16 protein-coding genes and 1 tRNA gene are annotated in these 13,690 nt (G+C 63.7%); 4 read left to right on the top strand and 13 right to left on the bottom strand.

Annotated features, from left to right (window positions below; all coding sequences use genetic code 11):
* The first annotated feature begins 1 nt into the window (after position 1).
* Together ASF04_RS10405 and ASF04_RS10400 are read left to right on the top strand one after the other, a co-directional pair.
* Entirely contained in the window at positions 2-1,093 is a 1,092-nt protein-coding gene (locus ASF04_RS10405; RefSeq protein WP_056140866.1) for a sulfate/molybdate ABC transporter ATP-binding protein, read from the top strand.
* A complete protein-coding gene (locus ASF04_RS10400) occupies positions 1,090-2,019 on the top strand; it encodes a CysB family HTH-type transcriptional regulator (RefSeq protein ID WP_019922902.1) in 930 nt (309 codons plus the stop codon). Before ASF04_RS10405 ends, ASF04_RS10400 begins: the two co-directional genes overlap by 4 nt.
* 28 nt (positions 2,020-2,047) lie before the next feature.
* Here ASF04_RS10400 and ASF04_RS10395 read toward each other — a convergent pair whose 3' ends face one another.
* From ASF04_RS10395 to ASF04_RS10375, 5 genes are all read right to left on the bottom strand, one after another.
* Positions 2,048-3,094 carry an aldo/keto reductase gene (locus ASF04_RS10395; protein WP_056140864.1) on the bottom strand — a complete coding sequence of 349 codons (1,047 nt, stop codon included), beginning with the start codon at positions 3,092-3,094 and terminating at the stop codon, positions 2,048-2,050.
* A gap of 10 nt (positions 3,095-3,104) precedes the next feature.
* On the bottom strand, positions 3,105-4,145 hold the full coding sequence (locus ASF04_RS10390) for a quinone-dependent dihydroorotate dehydrogenase (protein ID WP_056140862.1): 1,041 nt from the start codon (positions 4,143-4,145) through the stop codon (positions 3,105-3,107).
* A 34-nt stretch (positions 4,146-4,179) separates the two neighbouring features.
* Entirely contained in the window at positions 4,180-4,908 is a 729-nt protein-coding gene (locus tag ASF04_RS10385; protein WP_056140860.1) for an arginyltransferase, read from the bottom strand.
* Between the two features lie 106 nt (positions 4,909-5,014).
* Complete coding sequence (gene aat, locus ASF04_RS10380; RefSeq protein ID WP_056140857.1) at positions 5,015-5,749, bottom strand: leucyl/phenylalanyl-tRNA--protein transferase; 735 nt, start codon at positions 5,747-5,749, stop codon at positions 5,015-5,017.
* Positions 5,746-6,333, bottom strand: coding sequence for an NUDIX hydrolase (locus ASF04_RS10375; protein WP_056140854.1), 588 nt, complete (start codon positions 6,331-6,333; stop codon positions 5,746-5,748). The genes aat and ASF04_RS10375 overlap by 4 nt, the downstream gene beginning before the upstream one ends.
* A 173-nt stretch (positions 6,334-6,506) precedes the next feature.
* Here ASF04_RS10375 and ASF04_RS10370 point away from each other — a divergent pair.
* Positions 6,507-6,583 (top strand) — tRNA-Met (locus ASF04_RS10370).
* Between the two features lie 59 nt (positions 6,584-6,642).
* Here ASF04_RS10370 and ASF04_RS10365 read toward each other — a convergent pair.
* The 3 genes from ASF04_RS10365 to ASF04_RS10355 all read right to left on the bottom strand — a co-directional run bounded on the left by ASF04_RS10365 (position 6,643) and on the right by ASF04_RS10355 (position 9,637).
* On the bottom strand, positions 6,643-7,590 hold the full coding sequence (locus tag ASF04_RS10365; protein ID WP_056140850.1) for a DNA-3-methyladenine glycosylase 2: 948 nt from the start codon (positions 7,588-7,590) through the stop codon (positions 6,643-6,645).
* Positions 7,590-8,486, bottom strand: a complete 897-nt coding sequence (locus ASF04_RS10360) for a DMT family transporter (RefSeq protein WP_056141934.1) — start codon at positions 8,484-8,486, stop codon at positions 7,590-7,592. The genes ASF04_RS10365 and ASF04_RS10360 overlap by 1 nt, the downstream gene beginning before the upstream one ends.
* A 128-nt stretch (positions 8,487-8,614) precedes the next feature.
* Positions 8,615-9,637, bottom strand: coding sequence for an XdhC family protein (locus ASF04_RS10355; protein WP_056140847.1), 1,023 nt, complete (start codon positions 9,635-9,637; stop codon positions 8,615-8,617).
* Positions 9,638-9,679: 42 nt separating this feature from the next.
* On the opposite strand from ASF04_RS10355, the gene ASF04_RS27835 reads away from it, so the two are divergent.
* Positions 9,680-9,835, top strand: a complete 156-nt coding sequence (locus ASF04_RS27835; protein WP_164474767.1) for a hypothetical protein — start codon at positions 9,680-9,682, stop codon at positions 9,833-9,835.
* A gap of 108 nt (positions 9,836-9,943) precedes the next feature.
* Here ASF04_RS27835 and ASF04_RS10350 read toward each other — a convergent pair whose 3' ends face one another.
* The 5 genes from ASF04_RS10350 to lspA are packed head-to-tail and all read right to left on the bottom strand — an operon-like array spanning position 9,944 to position 13,671.
* Complete coding sequence (locus tag ASF04_RS10350; RefSeq protein ID WP_056140844.1) at positions 9,944-10,354, bottom strand: surface-adhesin E family protein; 411 nt, start codon at positions 10,352-10,354, stop codon at positions 9,944-9,946.
* 9 nt (positions 10,355-10,363) lie between these two features.
* Positions 10,364-11,461, bottom strand: a complete 1,098-nt coding sequence (locus ASF04_RS10345; protein WP_056140841.1) for a M48 family metallopeptidase — start codon at positions 11,459-11,461, stop codon at positions 10,364-10,366.
* Between the two features lie 18 nt (positions 11,462-11,479).
* Positions 11,480-11,929: a dUTP diphosphatase gene (dut, locus tag ASF04_RS10340; RefSeq protein WP_056140838.1), complete on the bottom strand. Its 450-nt coding sequence runs from the start codon at positions 11,927-11,929 to the stop codon at positions 11,480-11,482.
* A gap of 1 nt (position 11,930) precedes the next feature.
* Complete coding sequence (coaBC, locus tag ASF04_RS10335) at positions 11,931-13,154, bottom strand: bifunctional phosphopantothenoylcysteine decarboxylase/phosphopantothenate--cysteine ligase CoaBC (RefSeq protein WP_152881693.1); 1,224 nt, start codon at positions 13,152-13,154, stop codon at positions 11,931-11,933.
* A 13-nt stretch (positions 13,155-13,167) separates the two neighbouring features.
* Complete coding sequence (lspA, locus tag ASF04_RS10330) at positions 13,168-13,671, bottom strand: signal peptidase II (protein WP_056140831.1); 504 nt, start codon at positions 13,669-13,671, stop codon at positions 13,168-13,170.
* Positions 13,672-13,690: the final 19 nt, after the last annotated feature.

Below are 13,690 nucleotides of genomic sequence, written 5' to 3'. Positions count from 1 at the left end.
CATGACGATCGAAGTTAAAAACATCAACAAGCGTTTCGGCGATTTCGTCGCCCTCAACAATGTCTCGCTCGACTTTCCGCAGGGCGAACTGACCGCGCTGCTGGGACCGTCCGGCTGCGGCAAGACCACCTTGTTGCGCATCATCGCCGGTCTCGAGCATCCCGATTCGGGCCAGGTGCTGCTGGACAACGACGACGCCTCGCACCGCCACGTGCGCGAGCGCCAGGTGGGCTTCGTGTTCCAGCACTACGCGCTGTTCAAGCACATGACCGTGTTCGAGAACGTCGCCTTCGGCCTGCGCGTCAAACCGCGCGCCGAGCGGCCGTCCGAAGACCAGATCCGCCGTAAAGTAAAAGACTTGCTGGAGCTGGTGCAGCTGGACTGGCTGGCCGACCGCTATCCGCCGCAACTGTCGGGCGGCCAACGCCAGCGTATCGCCCTGGCGCGCGCGCTGGCGGTGGAACCGCGCGTGCTGCTGCTCGACGAGCCGTTCGGTGCGCTCGACGCCAAGGTGCGCAAGGAACTGCGCCGCTGGCTGCGCCGCCTGCACGACGACTTGCACGTAACCAGTATTTTTGTGACCCACGATCAGGAAGAAGCGCTGGAAGTGGCCGACCAGGTCGTGCTGATGAACAAGGGTAACGTCGAGCAGATCGGCGCGCCGGACCAGGTGTACAACCATCCCGCGTCGCCGTTCGTGTACGGCTTCCTCGGCAATGTGAACATGTTCCATGGCCGCGTGCAGGACGGCATCCTGGCCAGCGGCGACGCCAGCTTCCAGGTGCCTGGCCAGCAAAATGGCGAAGGCAAGAACGGCAAGGGTACGGCGTATGTGCGGCCGCACGATCTGGAAATCGACCGCTACACGCCGGGCGCCGAAGGCATCGTGGTCAAGTTGCGCCGCGCGCACGCGATCGGCCCTCTGGCCCAGCTCGATCTCGAACGCGGCGACACGTCCGAGCTGATCGAGGCGGTGATGTCGAACGAACGTTTCACCAATTTGCAGCTCAAGGAAGGCGAGACCCTGGTCGTGCGGCCGAAGCGGCTGCATGTGTTTGTCGATAATGGAGCACAACCCGGAGCGCCGTTATGAACTTCCAGCAATTGCGCTCGATCCGAGAAGCGGCACGGCGCGGCTACAACCTGACCGAAGTGGCCAACGCGCTGTTCACGTCGCAACCGGGCGTGAGCCGCCAGATCCGCGAGCTCGAGGACGAACTCGGCGTGGTGATTTTCGAACGCAACGGCAAGCGCCTGACCGGCATGACGGAGCCGGGCAAGGGCATCCTGAAAATCATCGACCGCCTGCTGATCGAGGCCGAGAACCTGCAGCAGGCCAGCCTCGAATACACGGGCCAGCAAAGCGGCACCCTGAGCGTGGCAGCCACCCACACCCAGGCCCGCTATGCGTTGCCGAAAGTGGTGCAGGGCTTCCGCGCCGCGTACCCGGACGTGCGCATCGCCTTGCAGCAGAGCGCGCCCGAGCACATTGCCGAATGGATTTTGTCGGGCAAGACCGATATCGGCATTGCCACCGAGGGCCTGTCGCAGTTCCCGGACCTGGTATCGTTCCCGTGCTACCGCTGGAGCCACATCATCGTGGTGCCGGACGGCCACCCGCTGCTGTCGCGCAGCCCGATCCGGCTCGAAGACCTGGCGGAATTCCCGCTGATTACGTATGACGTGGGCTTTACCGGCCGCGGCCATATCGACGCGGCCTTCAACCAGGCCGGCCTCAAGCCCGACATCATGTTGACGGCCATGGATTCGGACGTGATCAAGCAGTACGTGTCGCTGGGACTGGGTGTGGGCATCGTGGCGTCGATGGCGTTCGACCATGGCCGCGACAAGGGCATGCGCGCGGTGGAAGCATCGCACCTGTTCGCCTCGAACACGACGCGCCTCGCGGTGCGCCGTGGCGCCTACCTGCGCTCGTATGCGTACGACTTCATCCTGCAATTTGCGCCGGATCTGAAGCGGTCCGATATCGAGACCGCGTTGAATGGTGGCGGCGACTAGCCACCACCGGTAGTGCTTACTGCGGTGATTACTGGCCGGGGTTGGTGATGCGGGCGTGAATCGCATTCACCGCCTCGACCACCTCCGGCGCCAGTTTTACTTCAAACGCATCGATGTTTTCCTTCAGCTGCGTGAGCGTGGTCGCGCCGATGATGGTCGAGGCCACGAACCAGCGCGAGTAGCACCATGCCAGCGCCAGCTGCGTCGGCGTCATGCCGTTGTCGCGGGCCAGCCTGGTGTACTGCGCCACCGCCTCCAGCACCGATGGCCGCAGGTAGCGCGGGCTCCAGCTGGGCGGGAAGATGGTCAGCCGGCCGTGCGCCTTCGGATCGTCGTGGTACTTGCCCGTCAACTGGCCGAACGCCAGCGGGCTGTATGCCAGCAACCCCACGTTTTCACGGAAGCAGGTCTCGTCCAGCAGGCTGGTCTCATAGTGGCGCGCGGTGAGGTTGTACAGGTTCTGGATGCTGGCGATGCGCGGCAAACCCTTCAGTTCGGCCTGCTTGATGAACTCGCTCACGCCCCAGCTCGATTCGTTCGACACGCCGATCGCGCCAATTTTTCCCTCTTTAATCAGGTCGCCCAATGCCGCCAGCGTGTCTTCGATGGCCACGCAGTCGCGCTCGTTCTCGGGATTGAACACGGTGCTGCCGAAGATCGGCGTGTTGCGGCTGGGCCAGTGCAATTGGTATAAATCGATATGGTCGGTTTGCAGCCGCTGCAAGCTGGTCTCGACCGCTGCGCGCAGGCTGGCCGCGTCCAGGTTCTGCTTGCCGTCGCGCACCCAGGTCAGGTTGGGATTGGGGCCGGCCGCCTTGGTCGCCAGTACGACCTTATCGCGCAAGCCGCTTTTCTTGAGCCAGGTGCCGATGTAGCGCTCGGTGGAGCCTTGCGTCTCGGCGCGCGGCATCACCGGGTACATCTCGGCGGTGTCGATGAAATTGATGCCGCGCTCGAAGGCGTAGTCGAGCTGGCTGTGCGCTTCGGCTTCGGTATTCTGCTCGCCGAAGGTCATGGTGCCGAGGCAGATTTTCGAGACGTTCAGGCCGCTCGCGCCCAGTGCTGTTTTTTCCATGTGATGTCCTTTATTTGCCACGCACGGCGTCGGCGCAGTCGCGCACCAGGGCCGGGCCGGCATAAATCAAGCCGCTGTACAGTTGTACCAGTTGCGCGCCGCAGTCCATTTTGACCCTGGCGTCGGCGCCGCGCATGATGCCGCCCACGCCGATGATCGGCAGCGCGTCGCCCAGTTCCGCCTTGAGCAGCTTGATGACGGTGTTCGACAGCGCGAACACGGGCGCGCCCGACAGGCCGCCGGCTTCGGCGCCGTGGCGCATGCCGGTCACCGCGTCGCGGCTCAGGGTGGTGTTGGTGGCGATCACGCCGTCGATCCGGTGGCGTACCAGCGCATCGGCAATGTTCTTGACCTGGTCGCCGTCCATGTCCGGCGCGATTTTCAGGGCCAGCGGCACGTAGCGCTTGTGCTGGTCGGCCAGGCGCAGCTGCGCCTCTTTCAAGGTGCCCAGCAGGCCGTCGAGCTCGGAGCCGCCTTGCAGCTGGCGCAGGTTCTTGGTGTTGGGCGACGAGATGTTGACGGTGACATAGCTGGCGTACGGATAGACTTTTTCCAGGCAGTGCAGGTAGTCGTCGGTGGCGCGTTCGATCGGCGTATCGGCGTTCTTGCCGATATTGAGGCCCAGCACGCCGGCCTTGTCCTGGTAAAAGCGCGACGACTGCACATTGGCCACGAAGGCATCGACGCCGCCGTTATTAAACCCCATGCGGTTGATGATGCCGTGCGCCTCTGGCAGGCGGAACATGCGCGGCTTGGGATTGCCGGCCTGCGCACGCGGCGTGACGGTGCCCACTTCGATCGAACCGAAACCGAGGTCGGCCAGCGCGTCGATATAGGCGCCGTCCTTGTCGAGGCCAGCCGCCAGGCCCACCGGGTTCTTGAACGTGATGCCCATCACCGTGCGCGGATCGGCCGCCGGTTGTTTGACCAGCTTGGTCAGACCGAGGGCGGCAGCGCGCTTGAGCGCGGGCAGGGTGGTGTGGTGGGCTTGCTCGGCGTCCATGGAGAACAGCAGCGGACGGGCCAGGGAGTACAGGAAGTTTTGGGACATGAGGGCGCTCTGGATGTTGTTCGCCCGTATTTTATCAGTCGCCCAGTACACTCCACACGCCTTTGATGCGCGCTTCCAGCGGTTTGAAGTTGGTTTTATAGGACATCTTCTGGCTTTCCTTGATCCAATAGCCAAGATACACGTAAGGCAGCTTCAATTCGCGCGCCTGCGAGATTTGCCAGAGGATGTTGAACGTGCCGTACGACGCGCCTTCCACGTCGGGATCGAAAAACGTGTACACCGACGACAGGCCGTCGGACAGCACGTCGATGATGCTGACCATGCGCAGCACGCCGCCCGGTTCGCGGAACTCCACCAGCCGCGTGTTCACCCGGCTTTGCAGCAGGAACTGGGCATACTGGTCGCGGCTGTCCTGGTCCATGCCGCCGCCAGCATGGCGCTTGCTCTGGTAGCGCAGGTACAAATCGTAGTGTTCGTCGGAGAAGGACAGCGTGGCCACGCCCGGTATCAGGTCGGCATGGCGTGCCCACGCACGGCGCTGGCCTCGGCTGGACAGGAATTGATCGACCACCACCCGCACCGGGATACAAGCCTGGCAACCGTCGCAATACGGGCGGTAAGTAAAGATGCCGCTGCGCCGGAAGCCGTTCTTGACCAGTTCCGAATACACATCGGCATTGATCAGGTGCGACGGGGTGGCGACTTGCGAGCGTGCCTGCCGCCCGTCGAGATACGAGCACGGGTAGGGCGCGGTGGTATAAAACTGCAGCGTCGCAAAAGGCAGTTCGTTCAGGTGCGTCATGCCGGTCCTAGTTCGGTGCCCCATACTTGGTGTATGACCGGGCGGTTGTTCTTTTGACCAATAATAGCGTTAATCAAGGAACCGTGTCGCAGGATTTTGCTCCAGCTTAACTGCGCGGAGCCAGCGGCGCAATCGGCTCCCAGTCCTTGATTTGAGGTAAGCCAATATTGTTGCGCAAGTGTATTAAAAAGCGCTCACGCGGAATCGGTGCGGCGCCCAGCGAGGCCAGGTGGTTAGTTTCCTGCTGGCAATCAATCATCTGGACGCCATGATCTTGCAAGAACCGCACCAGGTAAGCCAGGGCGATCTTGGAACCGTCCGTCACGCGGGCAAACATCGACTCGCCGTAGAACATGCGCCCGATCGAAACGCCGTACGCGCCCCCGACCAGTTCGCCATCGAGCCATACCTCGGCGCTGTGTGCGTAGCCCAGCCGGTGCAAGCCCGTGTAGCCGGCAATGATGTCTTCCGAAATCCAGGTACCGGGGCCGTCGCGGCGCGGTGCGGCGCACGCGCGCATGACCTCCTCGAATGCACTATCGAAGCGCACCTGCCACCGTCGGCCGTCCGGGTTGGTGCGTTCACGCTCCACTTTGCGCAAGGTCTTGCGCAGGCTGTCGCTGACCCGGAACTGGTCGGTCATCAAGACCATGCGCGGATCGGTGCTCCACCACAGGATGGGCTGGCCTTCCGAAAACCACGGGAAGATGCCGTGCCGGTAAGCCATCAACAGCCGCTGCGGAGACAGGTCGGCGCCGGCGGCCAGCAGCCCCGGCGCCTCGCGCGTGAGCGCGGTCGAGACATCGGGGAAGGGCGTGTCAGTGTCGAGCCAAGGGATCACGTTGCATCGTCCGAACGCATGGCCCGGTGGATATCGTGTTCATGGAAACCGTAGTCGTCCCGGGAACCCGCTTCGCGCATGCGGGCGCGGTCGGCAAAGAACAGTTCGAGCGTGGCGCGGATGGTGGGGAAGGCCAGGTCGTCCCACGGAATCTCCGCCTCGCTGAACAATTGCACGTCCAGGCTTTCGATGCCGGGCGCAAAATCGAGGTCGAGCAGGGTGGCCAGGTAAAACATATGTACCTGCTGCACGCGCACCACGTTCAGCATCGAAAACAGCTTGCCGAGTTCGATGTGGGCGCCGGCTTCCTCTTCGGTTTCGCGGATCGCCGCCTGGGCCGTGGTTTCGCCGTTTTCCATGAAACCGGCAGGCAGGGTCCAGTAACCATGGCGCGGTTCGATCGCGCGCTTGCATAACAGCACCTTGAGTTCGCCTTCGCGCTCCCAGACCGGGATCGAGCCCAGCACCATTTTCGGATTCTGATAGTGGATCGTGCCGCAGTTAATGCAGACAAAACGGGGGCGGTTATCGCCAGCGGGGATCGTCAGGGTGACGGCGGCGGCGCATTCGGAACAATATTTCATGGGCAGATGCTGACTGGTCGGGATGGTTTGTTCATTTGCCTACTTTACACCGATTGCGGCGCGCGGACATGCCCGTTGAAAGGGGCTCTGCGGATTTATTCGGTCTATCAGCAATCATTTCGGGATTAATATTGCCTAATCCCCTGAACTGCCCTATAATACATCCATACAGACGCGGGGTGGAGCAGTCTGGCAGCTCGTCGGGCTCATAACCCGAAGGTCACAGGTTCAAATCCTGTCCCCGCAACCAGATACTAAAAACGCTGATTTCGAAAGAAGTCAGCGTTTTTTCATTTGTGCCGTGGTTTTTTACTGATCGCTGGCACGCGGATGCAAGCTGGCCCACAAGTGCGCCGCCGCCATGGTCCGGTGCGGGGCGTAACGCGCCAGCAGCTGTTCGGTGCGCGCCATGGCGGGCTTGGTGTCTTCGCCGAGCAGCGCCTGCAGGGCGGCGCGGATGGCGACGTCGCCGTGCAGCGAGCAGTCGGCATGGCCGTAGCCGCGCAGCAGGCCGTAGTTGACGGTCCACGGGCCGATACCCTTGATCGCCAGCAGCGCCGCCGAAATCTGTTCGATGCTGTTGGTGGGCGAAAGCTCGAGATCGAGCGCGCCGCTGTGCACCAGTTGCGCCAGCCGCAGCAAGGTTTCCGCTTTGGCGCGTGAAAATTTGCGTGCCAGCAGTGCGTCGAGTTCCAGCGCGGCCACGTCCTGTGGCCCCGGATAGCACCACAAGCCGCTGCTGTGCCGGCGTCCGGCCAGCTCGATCAGGGTGCGGCGCAGCGCGATGGCGAACGACAGGTTGATCTGCTGGCCGATCACGGCCCAAGTCAGCGCCTCGAACACGGTGGCCGACTGCACGATCAGCAGGCCCGGCTGCGCCCGTACCAGCACGCCCAGCAGCGCATCGCCGGCGGCAAACGCGCAAAACGGCGCCGGGTCGATGCGCAAGCCGAGGATGTTGAGCAGGGCGTCATGCGCTTGCCCTTCCAGGCGGCGGCGCGCGGCGGCGGACAGCTTGCCGTCGGCGTGCACCGTGCAGGCCGCGCGTCCCGGCGCGCTGGCGCTGCTCGATGCATCAACGAGGCTTTCAAACGATACGTCCAGCAGCACCGGCACGCCGCCCAGCATCACGCCCTTGCGCAGCCGGGCTTCACTGACCTGCTCGGCCACCGCCTCGGTATCGCGGCGGTGGAAGGCCAGCACGTCATGCAGGCGATAGCCGGGCGCCAGCTCGAACGTGAAGGTGAGGCTGGCCATCAGGCGCGGGCCTTGCGCAGCGCGCCGAAATTCGGGCGGAAGCCCGTCACCAGTGCGGTGCCCACGACCACGATGCCGGCGCCGGCGACCGTGTACCAATGGATCGCTTCGTCGACGAACAGCACGCCCCACAGGATGCCGAACAGGGGACTGAGGAACGTCACGGTCAGCGCCGACGACGGCCCCACGTCCTGGATCAGGCGAAAGTAGATCAGGTAGGCCACGCCGCTGCACAGCACCCCCAGCGCGATCACTGCGCCCATCTCGCCAATGGTGGGCGTGGCCGGCGCCGGGAAGAACGGCACCACCGGCAGCACCAGCAGCACCGACGCCCACATCGAACCGTGGGCGTTGGCAAATGGTTCCACGCCTTGCGCACTGGCCGCGCTGCGGGTGTAATTACTGGCCACGCCATACATGAACGAGGCGCACAGCACGGCCACGATGGCGATGCCGGCGCCGGGCTTGGACGTCACATGGTCGAAGCCGACCAGCAACGCCACACCGCACGCCCCTAACAGAAGGCCGATTGCTACCTTTGGCGTGATCGGGTGGCGCGACCACACCGCCGCGATCAAGGTGCCCCACAGCGGCGTGCTGGCATTGAGCACTGCCATCAGCGATACCGACAGCGTGCGCGCGGCAAACGCGAACAGGAGAAACGGCAGCGCGGAATTGACCAGGCCCAGGATCAGGTAGTGCTTCCAGTGCTGGCGCAGGGCCAGCGGTTTTTTCAGCACCAGCGCCATCACGGCCAGGAACAGCGCGGCAAACAGCACACGGTATTCGATCAGCACCGGCGCACCGAGCACGGGCGCGGCGATGCGCATGAAGAGGAAAGAGCCGCCCCAGATGGCGGCGAGGAAGATCAGGCGGAGGAGGTTAGCTGTGCTCATGGTGCCATTGTCCCGCAGCACGCAGGGGAATACCAGCCGGTTCTTGCTTTTATCCTGCACTGCTCGGCGCGGTGGCCGAACCCGAAAGCGACCCGGCGTCCCTGCCCGCCCTCCTTCGGGCTGTCAGGCTAAACGGCGCCGGTCTCCACCACGCACACATCGTCACCCGGCGCCGTCGGCGCCGCCGCGTGGGGCACCAGCATCGCGGTCGGCACGCCGTTCTTGGTCGCGGTCAGTTCGGCCAGGATCGAGATGGCAATCTCCGACGGCGTCTTGCTGCCGATGTAGAGGCCGATCGGCCCGTGCAGGCGCGCCAGTTGTGCCGGCGTCAGGTCGAATTGCAGCAGCCGCTCGCGGCGCTTGCTGTTGTTCAGGCGCGAGCCGATCGCGCCGACATAAAACGCGTCGGACTTCAGTGCCTCCATCAGCGCCAGGTCGTCGAGCTTGGGATCGTGGGTGAGCGCGACCACCGCGCTGCGATGGTCGAGCCGCATGGCGGTAACCGTATCGTCGGGCATGTCGTGCACCAGCTGCACGCCGTCCACGTGCCAGCCGGCGCGGTATTCCTCGCGCGGGTCGCACACGATCACGTGATAGTCCATGGCGGTGGCGATCTGCGCCAGGAAGCGCGACAACTGGCCGGCGCCGATGATCAGCAACCGCCAGCGCGGACCGTGCAGCGTGACCATGGCGCGGTCGCTGACCTGCATCTGCGCGCCGGGCGGCGCCACCGACAGTTCCACCGCACCGGTGTGCAGGTCGAGCCGGCGTTGCACCAGTTCGTGGCGTTCGAGCCGTTCGAGCAGCTCGGCGATGCGGCTGTGCTGTGCCAGCGGTTCGATCGCCAGTTCGATGGTGCCGCCGCAGGGCAGGCCGAAACGGTGCGCCTCGTCGGCAGTGATGCCGTAGCTGACGATTTCGGGCGCTGTGCGGCTGATGCCATGATCGCGCACACGCGCGATCAGGTCGTCCTCGATACAGCCGCCCGAGACCGAGCCGATCACGGTGCCATCTTCGCAGATGGCCAGGGTGGCGCCGATCGGACGCGGGCTGCTGCCCCAGGTCTTGATGACGGTGATGAGTTCGCAGCGGCGCCCGGAGGCGATCCACGCTGCGCTGGTTTTAAGTACTTCGAGATCGATGCTGTCCATGGTTGGAATATACTATGCCTCTCCGAACCGTGCAGGCACGCCATGACCGAACCGAATCATTACGAAGACGACAGTGACGATGAAGACGGTCCGAAGTTCGGCCGCCTGCTGCTGGTGCTGGTCGGCGTGGTGCTGCTGTGTGGCGCGCTCACGTGGCTGATGGCCACCGTGTTTCCGGACTTTCCGAATTTCACCTGATGATGTTAGATCGCCTGGCAAAGCTTACAGAGCAAGGCGCAGCGACGAAGACAGTACGAGCGTACGGCGAGGAGCTGCAACGCAGCTCTGGAGGCTTTGCCAGGCGATCTACGGCTTGCAGACGATGGCGAGTGCATTGTCGTACGGGCTGTCGGGGACGATATCTTCCGCCGTGAATTTCTCGTACTTGTAGGTTTCCAGCGCCTCGCCCTTGCCCATGGCTTCCGGGTAAAACACCTGCGAGAGCAGGATGGTGGTGCGGTCTTCGCACGAATACAGGTGCAGCGCCTTCACCGATTTGTACGGCTTGCCCTCGGGCGAATTCTGCGCGCGTGCGAACGAGTGCAGCGACCACACCTTGCGCGTCTTGTCCTTCTTGATCACGCTGGCACGGTCGATGTAATAGACATTGCCGGCGCCGCCCGAGGCGCCGCCCACCTTGGCCCATTGCGCGGCCTGGGCGCCGCCCGCTGCCGCAAACAACAGGCACACCACGACCGACAGGGCGGACTTGTTCATCGATGACTCCTACGGCACCAGCGGTTTGTTGGAAGACTGCTTGCTGCGGATTTCGGCGACGGTCTTGTCGATCACCGACAGGCGATAGTTCACCGAAGGATGATTGGCGGTGTAGCCGTTGAGGACCGTGGCCGGATACTGCGTGGTCAGGCGTTGCCAGAAGGCGCGGGCGCCGGCCGTGCTGTAGCCGGCGCGGGCCACCATGTAGAGCGACAGGCGGTCGGCGGCGCCATCGAGCTCCTGCGGCATCGGCTTGACGCCAGCGCTGCCGATCAGCATGGAGGTGTCGGGACGAATGGTGACCAGATTGTCGATGATGCTGGCCACCGTGTAGGCCGAACGCGTGGTGGCGGCATGGCCGAGGATGTTGTGGGCCATGTCCTTGGCCAGCACGTAGGCAATCGCTTCGTCGGTCTGGGCGAAATTGACCATGCCGCGCGTGATCAGCACGCGCTGGCCGTCGGCATAGGCGTTGATGTTATCGACATTGCCGATGTCGATTTTAAAGGCGCAGGCGCGCGTGACGGGCACCTTGAGCGGCACGTTGGCGTTCTTGCGCTCGACCATCAGGTTCAGGGTTTTGTTGCTGGACGCGAGCGGACCGAGGATGCCGGCCGCCTGCGTTTCAGCGTTGGCGCCGCGCGGCAGTTCCTTTCCTTCGGCGGCCAGCAGGATGTCGCCCTGTTTCAGGCCGGCCTTGGCGGCGCCGCTGCCGGCGAGCACGCTGGCCACTTCCAGGCGGTCGCCATAGTTGAGCACTGCCGTGGCGGCATCGACGTATTCGCCCGAGTACGAGTAGCGGTTCTTGGCGGTAAAGCCCAGCAGGTTGCGCGCCTGCGAGCGGCACAGGTCGGCGTTATTGATCAGGAGCGGGGCGGCAATGCGGTACAGGCGGTCTTGCAGCGCCACCATCTGGCCCAGTTCTTCGCGAGCCGCCGCCATCTTGGCGGTGACCACCGGCTGGTCCTGGTTGATGGTGCGGACCACGGCCGGCTCGGACGCGCCGTCCGTGGGGCGCACCGTGTAGGTGGTGCAGGCGGTGAGCAGGCTGGCTGCCGCGACCAGGGACAATGAAGCGAGTTTTGTCGAAGTGTGCTGCCGAACCATCCTGAAGTCTCCTGCTCTTTATTGTACGCCCGTGCTGCCGAAGCCTCCGACGCCACGTTCGCTGCTGTCAAATTCTTCCACCACGTTGAAGCCCACCTGCAGCACCGGCACGATAATCAGTTGCGCCAGCCGTTCCATCGGGTTCAGGGTGAATGCGCTATGGCCGCGATTCCAGGTCGAAATCATCAGTTGGCCCTGGTAATCGGAGTCGATCAAGCCTACCAGATTCCCGAGCACGATGCCGTTCTTGTGTCCCATGCCGCTGCGCGGTAGGATCATGGCGGCGTAGCCGGGATTGGCCACGTGGATCGCCAGCCCGGTGGGAATCAGGACGGTCTGGCCGGCTTCGATGACCATGGGCGCGTCGATGCAGGCACGCAGGTCGAGACCGGCGGAACCCGGAGTGGCGTAGGCCGGCAACTGGTCTTTCATGCGCGGGTCGAGGATTTTGACGTCGATAGTGTTCATGTTATTTGTCGAAGAGCGAATGCTGGGTGATGCGTTTGGAAATTTCGGAAATCAGCTGGCGCGCCAGCGTGAGCTTGTCGGCGCGCGGCAGGATGGTGTGGCCGTTTTCGTCGAACAGGATGATGGTGTTGTCGTCCTGGCCGAAGGTGTGGTGGCCGATATTACCGACCAAAAGTGGAATACCTTTTTTCTCGCGCTTGTCGGCGCCGAACTGGATCAGGTTTTCCGACTCGGCGGCAAAGCCAACGCAATACGGATGGCCGGCCAGCGATGTGCGCGCCGCCACTGTGGCCAGGATGTCCGGGTTCTGCTCGAATTTCAGGTCGGGCACCGAGCCGTCCGGGTTCTTTTTCAGTTTCTGTTCGCTGGCATTCGAGATGCGCCAGTCGGCCACCGCCGCCACCGCGATGAAGATGTGCTGGTGATCGACATTGGCCAGCACCGCGTCGTGCATCTGCATCGCGCTTTGCACGTTGATGCGCTGCACGCCGAACGGCGCCGGCAGCGCCGTGGGGCCCGATACCAGCACCACTTCGGCGCCGGCTTCGCGCGCCGCGCGCGCCACCGCGTAACCCATCTTGCCCGACGACAGATTGGTGATGCCGCGCACCGGGTCGATGGCCTCGAACGTCGGTCCGGCCGTGATCAGGATGCGTTTACCGGCCAGCACTTTCGGCTGGAACGATGCGATCAGTTCTTCCAGCAGTTGCGCCGGTTCCAGCATGCGGCCCATGCCCACTTCGCCGCAGGCCTGGTCGCCGGCGGCCGGGCCGAAGATGACGATGCCGTCGTCTTCGAGCTGGCGGGCGTTGCGGCCGGTGGCGGGGTTCTGCCACATTTCCACGTTCATGGCCGGCGCGATCAGGAGCGGCACGTGGCGCGGGCGCGCCAGGCACATGGTGGAGAGCAGGTCGTCGCACACGCCGTGCGCCAGCTTGGCCATGAAGTCGGCCGAGCAGGGCGCGATCATGATCGCGTCCGCGTGGCGGGTAACATCGATGTGGGCCATGTTGTTGTCCACGCGCGGGTCCCACTGGCTCGAATACACCTTGTTACCGGACAGCGCCTGCATGGTCACGGCCGTGATGAAGTGTTCGGCGGCGTCGGTCATGACCACCTGCACCGAGGCGCCGGCGCGGGTCAGCGCGCGGCACAATTCCGCCGACTTGTAGCACGCCACGCCGCCGGACAGGCCCAGCACGATTTTCTTGCCGCTCAATTCCATGATGCTCTCCGCTTTATTTGTTTACCCGGCGCAGCTCATCGAGGATGAACAGCGCGGCGCCGATGCAGATCGCCGCATCGGCGACATTGAACGCCGGGAAGTGGCCAAGGCCCTCCCAGTGGAAATCGAGGAAGTCCACGACATGGCCGTACACCACGCGGTCGATCACGTTGCCGAGCGCGCCGCCGAGCACCAGCGTCAGCGCCCACGAGAACATGCGCTGGCCGCCGTGCTTTTTCAGCAGGTAGATGATGTAGGCTGCCGCCGCCAGGCCGATCGCGGTAAAGAAATGGCGCTGCCAGCCGCCGGCGTCGTGAAGGAAGCTGAACGCGGCGCCCTTGTTATACGCCAGCACCAGGTTGAAGAACGACGTGATGAATTTCTCTTCACCGAGCGCGAACGTGCGGGTGATGGTGATCTTGGTCAGCTGGTCGATCAGGATGATGATGAAGGCGATGCCCAGCCACGGCGTCAGGCTGGCCGAGGATTTGGAAGAGATGATTTTTTTGGTGGCCATAAATAGTCAGTTGGATCGT

Source organism: Duganella sp. Leaf61 (assembly GCF_001421905.1).
GTDB classification, from domain to species: Bacteria; Pseudomonadota; Gammaproteobacteria; order Burkholderiales; family Burkholderiaceae_D; genus Rugamonas; species Rugamonas zoogloeoides.
This window is presented reverse-complemented; position numbering and strand designations above follow the sequence as displayed.

Coding starts and splice junctions, on each gene's coding strand:
- ASF04_RS10405 (WP_056140866.1), top strand. CDS start 2: ATGACGATCGAAGTTAAAAACATCAACAAGCGTTTCGGCGATTTCGTC.
- ASF04_RS10400 (WP_019922902.1), top strand. CDS start 1,090: ATGAACTTCCAGCAATTGCGCTCGATCCGAGAAGCGGCACGGCGCGGC.
- ASF04_RS10395 (WP_056140864.1), bottom strand. CDS start 3,094: ATGGAAAAAACAGCACTGGGCGCGAGCGGCCTGAACGTCTCGAAAATC.
- ASF04_RS10390 (WP_056140862.1), bottom strand. CDS start 4,145: ATGTCCCAAAACTTCCTGTACTCCCTGGCCCGTCCGCTGCTGTTCTCC.
- ASF04_RS10385 (WP_056140860.1), bottom strand. CDS start 4,908: ATGACGCACCTGAACGAACTGCCTTTTGCGACGCTGCAGTTTTATACC.
- ASF04_RS10375 (WP_056140854.1), bottom strand. CDS start 6,333: ATGAAATATTGTTCCGAATGCGCCGCCGCCGTCACCCTGACGATCCCC.
- ASF04_RS10365 (WP_056140850.1), bottom strand. CDS start 7,590: ATGGCCAGCCTCACCTTCACGTTCGAGCTGGCGCCCGGCTATCGCCTG.
- ASF04_RS10360 (WP_056141934.1), bottom strand. CDS start 8,486: ATGAGCACAGCTAACCTCCTCCGCCTGATCTTCCTCGCCGCCATCTGG.
- ASF04_RS10355 (WP_056140847.1), bottom strand. CDS start 9,637: ATGGACAGCATCGATCTCGAAGTACTTAAAACCAGCGCAGCGTGGATC.
- ASF04_RS27835 (WP_164474767.1), top strand. CDS start 9,680: ATGACCGAACCGAATCATTACGAAGACGACAGTGACGATGAAGACGGT.
- ASF04_RS10350 (WP_056140844.1), bottom strand. CDS start 10,354: ATGAACAAGTCCGCCCTGTCGGTCGTGGTGTGCCTGTTGTTTGCGGCA.
- ASF04_RS10345 (WP_056140841.1), bottom strand. CDS start 11,461: ATGGTTCGGCAGCACACTTCGACAAAACTCGCTTCATTGTCCCTGGTC.
- dut (WP_056140838.1), bottom strand. CDS start 11,929: ATGAACACTATCGACGTCAAAATCCTCGACCCGCGCATGAAAGACCAG.
- coaBC (WP_152881693.1), bottom strand. CDS start 13,154: ATGGAATTGAGCGGCAAGAAAATCGTGCTGGGCCTGTCCGGCGGCGTG.
- lspA (WP_056140831.1), bottom strand. CDS start 13,671: ATGGCCACCAAAAAAATCATCTCTTCCAAATCCTCGGCCAGCCTGACG.